The following is a 13187-nucleotide window of genomic DNA, read 5'->3' as shown; positions in this document are numbered from 1 at the left end:
GGTGACGGGACGGCGGGGGAGGCCCGGTCGGGCGGCCCGGCTCAGGTCCCGGACATCCCCAGCGACCGCTTGAGGAAGTCCACCTGGAGCAGGAGCAGGTTCTCCGCGACCTGTTCCTGCGGCGTCATGTGGGTCACCCCGCTGAGCGGCAGCACCTCGTGCGGCCGCCCGGCCGACAGCAGGGCCGAGGACAGCCGCAGCGCGTGCGCGACCACCACGTTGTCGTCGGCCAGACCGTGGACGATCATCATCGGGCGGACCTGCTCGGCGGGCTCGGACAGCCCGTCGTCGGTGACCAGCGCGTTGGCCGCGTACACCTCCGGCTGCCGGGCCGGGTCCCCGAGATAGCGCTCGGTGTAGTGGGTGTCGTAGAGCCGCCAGTCCGTGACCGGAGCGCCCACCACGGCCGCGTGGAAGACGTCCGGGCGGCGCAGCACGGCCAGGCCCGCGAGGTAGCCGCCGTAGGACCAGCCGCGGATCGCCACACGGGACAGGTCCAGCGGGAAGCGCGGCGCGAGCCCGTGCAGGGCCTCGATCTGGTCGTCCAGGGTGAGGGTGAAGGCGTCCCGCACGGCCTTCTCCCAGGCCGGCGAGCGGCCCGGAGCGCCCCGGCCGTCCACCACCACCACCGCGAACCCCTGGTCGGCGAACCACTGGGAGGTCAGGTGCGCGTTGTGGGCGGCGACCACCCGGCGGCCGTGCGGACCGCCGTACGGGTCCATGAGGACCGGAAGGGGCCCGTCCGACTCCCGGTAGCCGGAGGGGAGCAGGACGGCGCACGGAATGCGGCGTGCGCCCCCCTCGGTGAGGGTGACGCGGGCGGAGATCACCGGCGCCTGGGCGAGGTTCGCGACGCGGACCGACCGACCGCCCTCGCGCACCACCCGCGCGGTGGTTCCGGGCTCCTCGGGGACGGCCGAGACCAGGACGGTCAGGCCGCCGGAGCGGACCGCGGAGTGCACCCCCGCCCCTTCGGAAATCCTCTCGATTCCCAGCTCGTTGACCCGGTACACATGGGTCTGCCCGACCTCCGGCTCGGCCGCGTCCTCCCCGGCCACCGCCGACACCAGGATGTCGGACTCCCCGATGTCCAGCACCGCCTGCACGTGCAGCCGGGACCCGGTGAGCAGCCGGTCGCCGACCGCCAGCACCCGCGCGCCGCCCTCGTCCGCGATCCGCACGAGCCGCCCGTCCGGCGCCCACGCGGGCACGCCGGGGAACAGATCCAGCCACACCGGGTCCTCGTCCACATGGACGATCCGGGTCGCGCCGGTCTCCGTGTCCACCGCCAGATACCGCTGGCTGCGCTGGTCGCGGGCCTGGACCAGCAGCAGCGGGGCGCCCGCCGCCGACCAGTGCACCCGCGCCAGATACGGGTACGCGGCCCGGTCCCAGACCACCTCCACCCGGTCGCCCGACAGGTCGGTGAGGAAGAGCCGCACCTCGGCGTCGGGGGTCCCCGCGGCCGGATAGGCGACCTCGGCCGGCTGCCGGTCCGGGTGCGCCGGATCGGCGATCCACCACCGCTGTACGGGGCTGTCGTCGACCCGCGCGACCAGCAGCCGGTCCGACTCGGGCGACCACCAGAAGCCCCGGTGGCGGTCCATCTCCTCGGCCGCGACGAACTCGGCCAGCCCGTAGGAGACCCGGTCCTCCTCCGGCTCGGCCAGCGCACGGTCCCCCTCGCCCCCGGCGTCCACCACCCGCAGCGCGCCCTTGGCGACGTACGCGACGCGGCGGCCGTCCGGGGAGGGGCGCGGGTCGAGCACCGGACCCGGCACCGGCAGGGCCCGCGCGGTCCCGGCCCGCAGTTCGGCCACGTACAACGCGCCGGACAGGGCGAAGGCCGCCAACTCCGCCGCCGCGTCCACCGCGTAGGAGACGATGCCCGCCGAACCCTCGCGGGTGCGCTCGCGCCGGGCCCGCTCCTGCGGCGACAGCCTCTCCTGCGAACCGCCCAGCAGCGCCTCGGGGTCGGCGGCGACGCGCTCCTCGCCGGTCGCCGGATCGAGCACCCACAGCCGGGTGGTCCGGTCGGTGCCCGAGGCGGAGCGCAGGAAGACCACCCGCGTCTCATCCGGTGAGACGGTGAAGGCGCGCGGCGCCCCCAGGGAGAACCGTTGGGTCCGCGCGTACTGGCGGGGAAAGGACAGCTTCTGCGAGGTCATGGGCTCGAACTTAGCCGCGCGGCGCGGTTCGTGCGCCCCTCGTGCTGCTGTGCACCGAACAATGCGTTCCCACGGATAGTTATGATCCGTAGCGCTCGGTGGGTAGGAACCCGCCGACCCCGCACGGGCTGCCCGTCCGACCGTACCGATGGAGGTGAACCGCCGTGGCGCTCTCGATTTCGGCGGTAGTGCTGCTGGCGATCATCGTCTTCCTGCTGATCCGGAAATCCGGGCTGAAGGGGGGACACGCGGTGGTCTGCATGTTGCTCGGTTTCTACATCGCGAGCTCGTCCGTCGCGCCGACCATCTCCGACCTGACGAGCAACGTGGCGGGGATGATCAGCAGCATCAAGTTCTGACCGCGCCCCACCCCCGCCCGCCGCGCACCCCCGTCCGCCGGCCGCGCGCGCCGGCGGGCGGGGGGAGCGCGGGGGCGCGTGGGCGCTCGGGGCTCGTAGGGTGGTCCCCATGAAGGACCTTCCCGCCCGCCGTCTGCTGCTGGTGCACGCGCACCCCGACGACGAGTCGATCAACAACGGCGCCACCATGGCCCGGTACGCGGCCGAAGGCGTCCACGTCACCCTCGTGACGTGCACGCTCGGCGAGGAGGGCGAGGTCATCCCGCCCGGCCTCGCCCACCTCGCCGCCGACCGGGACGACGCCCTCGGCCCCCACCGCGTCGGCGAGCTGGCCGCCGCCATGGCGGAGTTGGGCGTCCGCGACCACCGCTTCCTCGGCGGGGCGGGCCGGTTCCGGGACTCCGGCATGATGGGCGCCGAGCAGAACGACCGCCCCGGCTCCTTCTGGTCCGCCCCGGTGGGCGAGGCCGCCGCCCACCTCGTCGAGGTGATCCGCGAGGTCCGCCCCCAGGTCCTGGTCGCCTACGACCCGGACGGCGGGTACGGCCACCCCGACCACATCCAGGCCCACCGGGTCGCCATGCGCGCCGTCGACCTGGCCGCCGACCCCGCCCACGGGACCGGCGCGCCGCACGCCGTCGCCAAGGTCTACTGGAACCGGGCGGAGCGCTCCGCGGTCGAGGCCGCCTTCGACCGGCTGCGCGCCGCCGCGCCCGACGCCTTCCCCGCTTTCGCCGCCGTGGGCGACGTGCCGGGCGTGGTCGGCGGCGAGGAGATCACCGCCGAGATCGACGGATCGGCGTACGCCGGGGCCAAGACGGCGGCGATGCGCGCCCACACGACCCAGATCACGGTGGACGGCCCCGGCTTCGCCCTCTCCAACGGCCTCGGCCAGCCGCTGCTGACGACCGAGTGCTACCAACTCGTGCGGGGCGTCGCGGGCGCACCGGCCGGCGTCCGCGAGGACGACCTGTTCGCGGGGGTTCCGGGCGCGCGGGACCGGGCGCCGGAGACCGCCGCGCGCACGGGCCCCGGCCCCGACTCCGCGCCGGGAGCGGGCCGATGAGCGGGAACCAGGGCAGGGGCCGCGCCCGCTCCGCCGCCCCGCGCACCCACGTGCCGCCCCGCCCGCCGGAGCCGACCGGCTTCGCCGCCCGCCCGAAAGCGGTCCGGATCGCGGGCTACGCCGTCCTCGCGGTGCTCGGAGCGCTCGCCGCCCTGGCCGGCGCCCTGGTCCAGGCGGCGTGGTTCCCCGGCGGGGCGGTCCTCGCGCTGGCGGGCGCCGGCGGCCTCTTCTACGGCGGCCGCGTCCTGACCGGACTTCAGCCCGGAGCGCTCGCCCCGGCGATCGGCTGGTTCGTGACGGTCTTCCTGCTGCTGGCCGGCCGCCCCGAGGGCGACTACGTCTTCGGCGACGAACTCGGCCTGCTGCTCTTCGTGCTCGGCGGCACGGCCCTCGCTGTGATGTGCGCCACCACCTCCCGGCTGCCGCTACCGGCCGCCCGCGACGCCGCGTCCGGGCCCCGTACGCCCCCACAGGTGTGACGCGGAGGTGGAGGTTTCACCCGGCCGCGGAGTGTCCGGCGGCGGTGGCCAGTATGGTGGTGCGCGCGCCGAGCCGTCCCCTGGCCTGCGGCATGGGGGAAGTACGGGCGGCGGAGCCAATCGGGAGAACCTGCTTTGAGTCGTGAAACTGACAGTTCGTCCTCCGGGCCCCAGGGGCGGGGGGGAGCCGCGTACCCGTCGGGTACGCCGCCCTACCGGTCCGACCGGCATCCGTCGCCGCACCCGTCGCCGGACGGCCCGGACGCCTCCGCGGAGACCGCGCCCGCGCCCCGGTCCGACGAACCCAGGACCGAGACGACGCTGACGACGCGCATCCGGATCAACATCCCCGGCTCGCGCCCCATCCCGCCGGTCGTGATGCGCACGCCGGTCGGTGAGGGCGAGGGAGCCGAGGACCGCCCCGACCCGGAGCGCACCACCAGCACCCCGCACCCCGCGCCGCCGCCCGCCCCCGCGCCCGGCGAGCGCCCGGTGCACGCCGGGGGCGGCGCGCCCGCCGAAGCGGCGCCCGGCGAGAAGCCCGCCAGGGAGAAGAGCGGGAGCGACTGGTTCGCCCCCCGCAAGGCCCCGACCCCGCCCCACGGCGTGGCCACCCCGCCGGCTGACGGCCCCGCCGGCACGGGCGGCGCGGGCGGCGCTCCCGACGCCGGGGCGGGCCGCGCGCGCCCCGACCTGCCGTACTTCTCGGACGCCCCGCGCCCCGGCGACGCACCGGGCGCGCCCGGCCCCGGCCGGGGCAGCGCGCTCGACGGCTTCGGCGCGGACGCCCCCGGCGGCCCGCGTCCGGGCCCCGGTCCCCTTGCGCCCCAACCGTCCGGCCCCACCGCGGGCCCGGTCACGGGCTCCTCGGCGCTGACCCCGAACCTCGGCGGGCCCGGCCCCGGCCCGATGACGCCGGGCGGCGCGCCGCCCCGGCTGTCCGACGACACCGCGATCCTCACGCCGCAGCCCCAGGCGCCCGCGCCCGGCCCCGGCGGACACGTCTCCGGAGACACCCTGACCAGCGGGCTCCCCGTCGTGCCCCGCTCGCCGTTCGCGGACGGGCCGGACGGACCGGCGGGCCCGGCGGGCGGGCCCGGCGCACCCGGTGCGCCCGTGCCCGGACCGGCCGCCCGGCCGGCCCCGCAGCCGGCCGCCCCGCCGGCGAAGAAGGGCCGCTCCAAGCTGGTCCTCCTCGCCGTGGTCGCGGTCGTGCTGCTCGGCACCGCCTACGGGGCGGGGCTCCTGCTGAACCACTCCGAGGTCCCCAAGGGCACCACGGTGCTCGGCGTCGACATCGGCGGCGGCACCAAGGAGGAGGCGGTCGACAAGCTGGACGCCGCGCTCGCGGAGCGGACCGAGGCGCCCCTCCAGCTCTCGGTGGGCGGCCGGAAGGAGCAGCTCGACCCGGTGAAGGCCGGTCTGACCCTGGACAGCCAGGAGACCGTGCGCGGCGCGGCCGGCAGCGACTACAACCCGGTCTCGGTGATCAGCTCGCTCTTCGGCGGGGAGCGCCCCGCCGACCCGGTGATCCCGGTCGACGAGGAGAAGCTCGGCGTGGCCCTGTCCGACCTGGCGGGCGCTTCGGGCGCCTCCAGCGACGGCACGATCCGCTTCGAGCCGAACAAGGCCGTGGCGGTGCCGGGCAAGCCGGGCAAGAAGCTCGACGTCGGCCCGTCCCTGGTCGCGGTCCGGGACGCCTACCGCACCCAGGTGCAGACGGGCCGGACCCAGGTGGTCGAACTGCCCGTCACCACCACCCGGCCCACCATCACGCAGGCGGAACTGGACCGGGCGATGCGGGAGTTCGCCGAGCCCGCCATGTCCGGCCTGATCACGATCAAGGCCGGGCCCAAGGAGATCCAGTTCGGCCCGGCGAAGAGCCTGCCGCAGATCCTCTCCATGAAGCCGATCGGCGGCCGGCTGGTCGACGTCTACGACAAGGAGGCGATCGACACCCTCCTGGACGGCGTCTTCGACGGCATCACGGCGGTCAAGGCCGACGGCAAGGCGCGCCAGGTCGACGCGGACGACGTGGCCCAGGCCATGAAGACCGCGCTGACCGGGAAGACCCCGGAGGAGCGCACGGTCACCATCGACCTGAACGGCGAGGGCTGACCCCGCCACCCTCACCGGCTCCCCGCCCCCGCCCGAACGTTCCGGGTCGGGGGCGGGGGCGTTCTGCGGGAGGGCCCGCGTGCGGTACGCCCCGCTGGCCGAGGGGTGGCCCGCGGGCGGCGGAGGTCCGGTAGTTCGGGGCGTACCCCGGAAGGCCCCGCGTCCGGCGCGTCCCGCCGACCGCGTACGGGCCCTACCCCTGCCCCTCCCGCTCGCCGATCGTCCGGATCACGCGCGCCGGGTTGCCGACCGCGACGACGTTCGCGGGCAGGTCCTTCGTGACGACCGAGCCCGCCCCGACCACCGTGTTCTCCCCGATCGTCACTCCGGGGCAGACGATCACCCCGCCGCCCAGCCACACGTTGTCGCCGATGGTGATCGGCCGCGCGGCCTCCCACTTGGCGCGGCGCGGCTCCGGGTCGATGGGGTGGGTCGGGGTGAGGAGCTGCACGTTGGGGCCGATCTGGACGTCCGCGCCGATGGTGATGCGGGCGACGTCCAGCAGGACCGCGCCGACGTTCACGAACGTACGCGGGCCGATGGAGATCCGGTAGCCGTAGTCGACCCGCAGCGGGGGCCGCACCACCACGTCCTCGCCCAGCTCGCCGACCAGTTCGGCCAGGGCGGCGCGGCGGGCCTCGGGGTCGGCGGAGGAGGTGGCGTTGTACCGCTCGGTCAGCACGTCCGCGCGCAGCGCGTCGGCGACCAGCTCCGGATCGTCGGCGAGGTACAGCTCGCCGGCGAGCATGGCGTCCTTCTGGCCGGTCCGGTCGGCGCCGGTCATGTCGTCTCCTTCGTCCGGGGGTCCTCGGGTGTTCCGTCCCCGAGCAGTCTGCCCGCGCCACCGCCCGCCGGGCCGCGCAACCCCGGCGCCAGCGCCAGCGTCACCGCCACCGAGAGCGCGGCGACCGCCGCCATGCCCGTGGCGGGGGAGGTCGCCTGGGCGATGCCGCCGGCCACGGCGGCCCCCACCCCCTGCATGGCGAGCATCCCCGAGGAGCTGAGCCCGAGCGCGTGGCCGCTCAGCTCCGGCGGGGTGAGGGCCGCCAACCGCTCGTTGAGCAGCAGGCTCGCGGAGAAGCCGACGCTCGCCACGACGACCGCCGCGAGCGCGAGGGGGAGTTCCGGGCGCAGGGCGAACAGGAGGTAGGGCGCGGCCAGCAGCAGCCGGAGCGGGCTGCCGAGCCGCGCCCGCCACCGCTCGGTGACGAACCGTCCGACCAGGGCGTCCCCGGCCACCATGCCCGCGGCGCCCCCGGCGAAGAGGAGTCCGGCGTGCTCGGGGGCGTAGGCGACGTACAGCGACTCGCAGCCCACGACGAGCCCGTTGGGTACCCACAGGGCGAGCAGGACGGAGCGGCGTGGCGCGGACGACCAGAGCAGCGCGTTGGCCCGCCGGGTCTCCCCGACCGAGGGGCGTCCGGCGGCCCTGGGCGGCCGGGCGGTGAGCCCGCAGCGGGCGACGACCGCGGCGACGGCGTGCAGGGCCGCCCCGACCAGCAGTGTGCCGTGCGCGGAGAGGGTGGTGACCAGAACCCCGCCGAGCGCGAACCCGCAGATCTGCATCGCCCCTCCCGTCATGTTGAGCACGGAGCGGCCGAGCAGGAACCCCTCGCGGGGGACGATCTCGTGGAGCAGCCCGTACCGGACGCCGCCGCCCGGCGAGGCGGCGGCCCCCAGCACCAGCAGGACGGCGAACGAGGCCCACAGCGGCAGGCCGGGCGCCGCCTGGACGCAGGCGCCGAGCGCGGACAGCAGCGCCAGGCCGGTCAGCGCGGCGCGCGGCGGCAGCCGGTCCGCCGCCGACAGCAGGGTGAGGGCCCCCGCCGTCTGGGCCAGGGACGGCCCGAACATGGCCAGCGCCGACAGCAGGGGCGAGCCGGTGCGCGCGTACACCAGGGTGGCCAGCGCCAGGCCGGTCGAGGTGTGCGCCGCCGTCTGCACGGCGACGGTCGTGAAGAGCGGGGCGAACTCGGGGGTGCGGAACAGGTCGCGGTAGGTGCGCATGGGCCGGAGTCTTCGCCCGCCGTCGCCGGGGTCGTTATCGTTTCGCGTACGGGCGAAACCGCGGAGGCGTCCCGCCGGGGCGGCGCGGGGGACGACGACGGGACGGCGCGCGTGGGTTGGTGGCGGATCAGTGCGGACACCCTCGCCGGCAGCAGGTTCGTCGTCTCGCCGCTGGCCGAGGCGGTCGCGAGCCTGATGGTCCTGGAGCGGGCCGCGGCCGGGCATCCGGGGGAGCGGGCCTGGCTGGAGGCCCATCTGCCCGCCTACCGGCGGCGGCAGGCCGAGGAACCGCTGTCCGCGCTGATCGTCCGCTCCGCGTTCGCGCCCCGGTGGAACGCCGACTTCCTCACGCCCGCCCCCGTCCCCGGTCCGCCGGGTCGGGGCCCGGCCGCCTTCGCCGACGAACTGGCCCGCGTGCGGTCCACCCCGCCCGACCGGGCGCGGGCCGACCTGGTCCGGGCGCTGGGCGGACCGCTGCCCGCCGCGCTGGACCGCGACGACCTGGCCGAGCGCGCGGCCGACGTCGTGGAGTGGGTGTGGACGCACACCGTGCTGCCGGACTGGCCGAGGCGGCTGCTGGTCCTGGAGGCCGATGTCATCGCCCGCGCCGACCGGTTGAGCCGGGGCGGCTGGGCCGAGGCGCTGGACGGGATGCACCCCGGCGTGCGCTGGCTGGGGGGCGACCGCCTCCAGATCAACACGTACGACAACCCGCCCCGCCACCTGGGCGCGGCACGCCTGCTGTTCGTCCCGGTCACCCCGCAGCGGTGCTGGGTCTGCTGGGACATCCCGTACCGGTACGGGCTGGCGTACCCGTGCTCCGGGGCGCTCAGCGAGGCCGGGCGCGCGCCGGCGCCCGCCGCCCTGGGGGCGCTGATCGGACCGGCGAGGGCCGCCGTCCTGGTGCTGCTCGCCTCCCCGCTCAGCACGACGCAGCTCGTCGCCCTGACCGGCCAGGGGCTCGGCTCGGTCGGCCGGCATCTGCGGGTCCTGCGGGAGGCCGGGCTGGTGCGCCGCCGCCGGGCGGGCCGCCGCGTGCTCTATTTCCGTACGGCGGCCGGGGACACGCTGGTGCGCGGCGCGGAGTGACGGGGCGGACCCGACGGGCAGGCCGCGCCCATCGCACGGACCGGCCGGGCGGACGGGGGAGCGGCGCGATGAACGTACGGCGGGCGCGCCTCAACGCGCGCCCGCGCAACGCCCCGCGCTCCGCCCCGGCCGGGGCGCGCGCGGCCTCAGTTCAACAGGGCGCGCGCCGCCCGCGCCCTGCGCCGGACGCTTTCGGCCGTCGTCGGCTCGATGGCGTCGAGCACCTCGGCGTACTCCTCCATCTCCGCCGCACCGCGCTGGAAGTCACCGCGCTGCACCAGGAGTTGGGCGCGCTCGTAGCGGAGCCGGGCCGGATGCGACGGCAGCAGCAGCGACAGCTCCACCGCCCACAGCGCCACGTCCGTGCGTTCGGGCCGGGCGGCGGCCCAGGCCCGGATGTTGTTCAGGATCCGCAGCACGATCTCCAGCGGCCGTGCGGGCACCGTCGCCGCCGGGTCGAACCGCGCCCCCGTCGCCCCCGCGACGAGCGACCGCGCGTCCTCACCGGTCAGCGGCGCGCCCCCGGCGAACGGGTCGGCCAGCACCGGCCGCGCCGGATCGCCGAAGCCGACCACGAAGTGGCCGGGGAGCGCGACGCCGAACACCGGGGCCCCGGCCCGCCGGGCGACCTCGATCCAGACCACCGACAGCAGGATCGGCAGCCCCCGGCGGCGCCGCAGCACCTGCTGGAGGAGGGAGGAGTCGAGCCGCTGGTAGTCGGCCGGCGAGCCCGCGAAACCGCACCGCTCGCCCAGCAGTTCGGCCAGCGCCGAGGCCCAGCCGGCCGCGGAGCGGGAGCCGTACGGCAGCAGCCCCGCCAGCCGGTCCAGCTCGATCTGCGCGGCGTCGACGCCGTACGGGTCGGGGACCTGCTCCCCGGGGGCCACCGGGCGGGGCTCGACCGGGCCCAGCGGCCCGGCCTCCGCGCCCAGCAGCAGGCAGAGCAGCGCGAGGTCCGGCCGCTCGGACCGGGCCTCCTCGGCGAACTGCCGCCGCCGCTCGGCCGTTCGGGAATCCCGCGCGTTCATATGCGCCCCATGCCCTCGTTCGTCCCGCCCACACCCGCTCCGCCCGTCACGCGGGCCGGAAGTGGTGGTAGCTGTGGTGGGCCGCGAAGCCCATGCCGTCGTACAGCGCCAGCGCTCCGGCGTTGTCCTCCTCCACCTGGAGCCAGGCCGCCGAAGCGCCCTCCTCCAGGGCCCGGCGCGCCAGCGCGGCCATCACCGAGGTGGCCAACCCGCTCCGCCGCCGCTCGGGGGCGACCTCGACGGCCATGAACCCGGCCCACCGCCCGTCCACGACGCACCGGCCGATCGCGGCGGGCGCGGCCGCCGGGCCCGCCTCCGGGGAGTCGTCCGCCACCGAGGCGAACCAGACCGAGGGGCCGCTGCCCAGCACCCGCCGCGCCGAGGGGCCGGGGGCGGTGGAGCGCTGGTAGCGCCCGAGCCAGGCCGCGTCCGGCTCGCGGGACAACCGGACCGCCGAGACGTCCGCGTCCAGGTCCCCGATCGGCGCCAGCGCGGCGATCCGCACCTGCGCGGAGACCTCGCGCCGCCAGCCGGCGCGCTCCAGCCGCGCGCACAGCGCCTCCTGCGCGCCCTCGGCCCCGGTCGCCGCCTGGATGTACGCGGGCAGCCCCCGCTCCGCGTACCAGTCGCGGACCCGCGCGAACGCCTCGTCGAGCGGCAGCCCCGGATCGCCCAGCGGCAGCGCGGAGTTGGCGCGCCGGGTGAAGCCCCCGGCGGCCCGCAGCCGCCAGTCGCCCAGCGCCTCGCTCTCCACCGGCTGCCAGGCACGGGCGGTGACGGCCGCCAACTCCTCGAAGGAGGCGGCGGGGCCCCGGCGGCGGGCCGGGGCGGCGGGCACGGTCTTGCCCGCGACCAGGGACGCCTCCGCGACCCGGACCGTCTGCCCGCCCTTCCGTGTGATCCACAGCACGCCGTCGTCCCATGATGTGAGAACCCCGACCGCGTCCGTGAACTCCGCGCCCGCTCCGCCGCCCTCGACGCGGGAGCGCACGGAGACGCGTTTGCCCACGTCAGCCGGTGTGATGCGGACTTCCAGCCGTCCGCCGATGGTGAATTCCACAGCTCTGTCCGCCCCTCCTGTTCGGTTCGTGCCCAAGAACGGAGATACTAGGGGCGGGCATCGACGACGCCGCGCTCCCGCGCGAGAGCCAACGCCCTACCGAGGAGGAACGACAGCGTGACCTACGTCATCGCGCAGCCTTGTGTCGACGTGAAGGACAAGGCCTGCATCGAAGAGTGCCCCGTCGACTGCATCTACGAGGGCCAGCGGTCCTTGTACATCCACCCGGACGAGTGCGTCGACTGCGGAGCGTGCGAGCCGGTGTGCCCGGTCGAGGCCATCTTCTACGAGGACGACACTCCCGAGGAGTGGAAGGACTACTACAAGGCGAACGTCGAGTTCTTCGACGACCTCGGCTCGCCGGGCGGCGCGTCCAAGCTCGGCCTGATCGAGCGCGACCACCCGTTCGTCGCCGGGCTTCCGCCGCAGAACCAGTAAGCGGCGGCACCCCGCGCGCAGCCCGGTCCCGTACGGCCCGCCCGCCGTGCGGGGCCGCGGCGTTCGCCCGTACGGCCGCCGTCGCCGCGCACGCCGTCGCCCGAACGAGAACCGCCCGAGAAAGCAGAACCACGTGTCCGCACTCTCCTCCCGCCTCCCGGTCTTCCCCTGGGACCGCCTCGCGCCCTACAAGTCCACGGCGCAGGCCCACCCGGACGGCATCGTGGACCTGTCCGTGGGCACCCCGGTCGACCCGGTGCCCGAGCTGGTCCAGCGGGCGCTCGTCGACGCGGCCGACAGCCCCGGCTACCCGACGGTCTGGGGCACCGAGACCCTGCGCGACGCGCTCACCGGCTGGGTGGAGCGCCGCCTCGGCGCGGTCGGGGTCGGCCACGCCAACGTGCTGCCGGTCGTCGGCTCCAAGGAGCTGGTGGCCTGGCTGCCGACGCAGCTCGGGCTCGGCCCCGGCGACAAGGTCGCCCACCCGCGGCTCGCCTACCCGACGTACGAGGTCGGCGCGCGGCTCAGCGGCGCGGAGCCCGTCGGCTACGACGACCCGACCGAGCTGGACCCGGCCGGGCTGAGGCTGCTGTGGCTCAACTCGCCCTCCAACCCCACCGGCCAGGTGCTCCCCCGCGAGGAGCTGGCCCGCGTCGTGGCCTGGGCGCGCGAGCACGGCGTCCTGGTCGTCAGCGACGAGTGCTACCTGGAGCTGGGCTGGGACGCCGACCCGGTCTCGGTGCTCCACCCGGACGTCTGCGGCGGCGACCTGACCGGCCTGGTCGCCGTCCACTCGCTCTCCAAGCGCTCCAACCTGGCCGGCTACCGGGCCGCGTTCGTCGCGGGCGACGCCGGCGTCCTGGGCGAGCTGCTCCAGATCCGCAAGCACAGCGGCATGATGACGCCGGCCCCGGTGCAGGCGGCCGTGGCCGCCGCCCTCGGCGACGACGTGCACGTGGCGGCGCAGCGCGCCCGGTACGCGGACCGGCGCCTGGCCCTGCGCGCCGCGCTGGAGGCCCACGGCTTCCGGATCGAGCACAGCGAGGCCAGCCTCTACCTGTGGGCGACGCGCGACGAGCCGTGCTGGCGGACCGTGGCGGACCTCGCGGAGCTGGGCATCCTGGTGGCCCCCGGCGACTTCTACGGCCCGGCGGGCGACCGCTTCGTCCGGGTGGCGTTCACCGCGACCGACGAACGCGTGGCGGCGGCGGTCAAGCGGCTGTCCTGACCGCCGCCACCGCGGCGGAACGCGGACAGGGCCTCGGGGGGGGGGGGGGGGGCCCCCCCCCCCCCCCCGGGGGGGGGGGTTGGTGGGGGCGGGTCGGGCGGAAGACCACCCACACGACGTCCGGGGGGGGGGAGCACACGGGTGGAG

General features: G+C 76.4%; 12 protein-coding genes. 7 read left to right on the top strand and 5 right to left on the bottom strand.

Going from position 1 to position 13187, the window contains the following annotated elements:
• Nucleotides 1-41 precede the first annotated feature (41 nt).
• The gene (locus ACZ6EJ_RS16310) at nt 42-2168 is read right to left on the bottom strand and encodes a S9 family peptidase (protein WP_469267759.1); all 2127 of its coding nucleotides are present in this window, start codon (nt 2166-2168) and stop codon (nt 42-44) included.
• A 164-nt stretch (nt 2169-2332) separates the two neighbouring features.
• Between ACZ6EJ_RS16310 and ACZ6EJ_RS16305 the strand changes: the two genes are divergently transcribed.
• The 4 genes from ACZ6EJ_RS16305 (at nt 2333) to ACZ6EJ_RS16290 (ending at nt 6190) form a co-directional block, all read left to right on the top strand.
• The gene (locus tag ACZ6EJ_RS16305) at nt 2333-2527 is read left to right on the top strand and encodes a hypothetical protein (RefSeq protein WP_026290246.1); all 195 of its coding nucleotides are present in this window, start codon (nt 2333-2335) and stop codon (nt 2525-2527) included.
• Nucleotides 2528-2636: 109 nt separating this feature from the next.
• On the top strand, nt 2637-3593 hold the full coding sequence (gene mshB, locus ACZ6EJ_RS16300) for an N-acetyl-1-D-myo-inositol-2-amino-2-deoxy-alpha-D-glucopyranoside deacetylase (RefSeq protein WP_469267758.1): 957 nt from the start codon (nt 2637-2639) through the stop codon (nt 3591-3593).
• Nucleotides 3590-4072, top strand: coding sequence for a DUF6113 family protein (locus tag ACZ6EJ_RS16295; protein WP_469267757.1), 483 nt, complete (start codon nt 3590-3592; stop codon nt 4070-4072). The genes mshB and ACZ6EJ_RS16295 overlap by 4 nt, the downstream gene beginning before the upstream one ends.
• A 135-nt stretch (nt 4073-4207) precedes the next feature.
• The gene (locus ACZ6EJ_RS16290) at nt 4208-6190 is read left to right on the top strand and encodes a hypothetical protein (protein WP_469267756.1); all 1983 of its coding nucleotides are present in this window, start codon (nt 4208-4210) and stop codon (nt 6188-6190) included.
• A gap of 193 nt (nt 6191-6383) precedes the next feature.
• Here the strand turns inward: ACZ6EJ_RS16290 and ACZ6EJ_RS16285 are convergent, their stop codons facing one another.
• Nucleotides 6384-6974 carry a sugar O-acetyltransferase gene (locus tag ACZ6EJ_RS16285; protein WP_469267755.1) on the bottom strand — a complete coding sequence of 197 codons (591 nt, stop codon included), beginning with the start codon at nt 6972-6974 and terminating at the stop codon, nt 6384-6386.
• On the bottom strand, nt 6971-8197 hold the full coding sequence (locus tag ACZ6EJ_RS16280; RefSeq protein WP_469267754.1) for an MFS transporter: 1227 nt from the start codon (nt 8195-8197) through the stop codon (nt 6971-6973). The genes ACZ6EJ_RS16285 and ACZ6EJ_RS16280 overlap by 4 nt, the downstream gene beginning before the upstream one ends.
• Nucleotides 8198-8308: 111 nt before the next feature.
• On the opposite strand from ACZ6EJ_RS16280, the gene ACZ6EJ_RS16275 reads away from it, so the two are divergent.
• Nucleotides 8309-9286, top strand: coding sequence for an ArsR family transcriptional regulator (locus ACZ6EJ_RS16275; RefSeq protein WP_469267753.1), 978 nt, complete (start codon nt 8309-8311; stop codon nt 9284-9286).
• A gap of 146 nt (nt 9287-9432) precedes the next feature.
• On the opposite strand, the gene ACZ6EJ_RS16270 is transcribed toward ACZ6EJ_RS16275, so the two are convergent.
• A complete protein-coding gene (locus tag ACZ6EJ_RS16270; protein ID WP_469267752.1) occupies nt 9433-10314 on the bottom strand; it encodes a transglutaminase family protein in 882 nt (293 codons plus the stop codon).
• 46 nt (nt 10315-10360) lie between these two features.
• Nucleotides 10361-11374 carry a GNAT family N-acetyltransferase gene (locus ACZ6EJ_RS16265; protein WP_469267751.1) on the bottom strand — a complete coding sequence of 338 codons (1014 nt, stop codon included), beginning with the start codon at nt 11372-11374 and terminating at the stop codon, nt 10361-10363.
• 117 nt (nt 11375-11491) lie between these two features.
• On the opposite strand from ACZ6EJ_RS16265, the gene fdxA reads away from it, so the two are divergent.
• Nucleotides 11492-11812 carry a ferredoxin gene (fdxA, locus tag ACZ6EJ_RS16260; protein ID WP_336679498.1) on the top strand — a complete coding sequence of 107 codons (321 nt, stop codon included), beginning with the start codon at nt 11492-11494 and terminating at the stop codon, nt 11810-11812.
• A gap of 133 nt (nt 11813-11945) precedes the next feature.
• Nucleotides 11946-13040 carry a succinyldiaminopimelate transaminase gene (dapC, locus tag ACZ6EJ_RS16255; RefSeq protein WP_469267750.1) on the top strand — a complete coding sequence of 365 codons (1095 nt, stop codon included), beginning with the start codon at nt 11946-11948 and terminating at the stop codon, nt 13038-13040.
• Nucleotides 13041-13187: the final 147 nt, after the last annotated feature.

The sequence above is a fragment of the Streptomyces sp. NPDC041970 genome, from assembly GCF_055588985.1.
Note: the sequence above shows the minus strand (reverse complement) of the source record. Positions and strands in the feature narration are given on the sequence as shown.

Bases quoted from the DNA above. Each gene is read 5' to 3' on its own strand.
- ACZ6EJ_RS16295 (WP_469267757.1), top strand. From the start codon at position 3,590: ATGAGCGGGAACCAGGGCAGGGGCCGCGCCCGCTCCGCCGCCCCGCGC.
- ACZ6EJ_RS16285 (WP_469267755.1), bottom strand. From the start codon at position 6,974: ATGACCGGCGCCGACCGGACCGGCCAGAAGGACGCCATGCTCGCCGGC.
- ACZ6EJ_RS16310 (WP_469267759.1), bottom strand. From the start codon at position 2,168: ATGACCTCGCAGAAGCTGTCCTTTCCCCGCCAGTACGCGCGGACCCAA.
- ACZ6EJ_RS16270 (WP_469267752.1), bottom strand. From the start codon at position 10,314: ATGAACGCGCGGGATTCCCGAACGGCCGAGCGGCGGCGGCAGTTCGCC.
- mshB (WP_469267758.1), top strand. From the start codon at position 2,637: ATGAAGGACCTTCCCGCCCGCCGTCTGCTGCTGGTGCACGCGCACCCC.
- ACZ6EJ_RS16280 (WP_469267754.1), bottom strand. From the start codon at position 8,197: ATGCGCACCTACCGCGACCTGTTCCGCACCCCCGAGTTCGCCCCGCTC.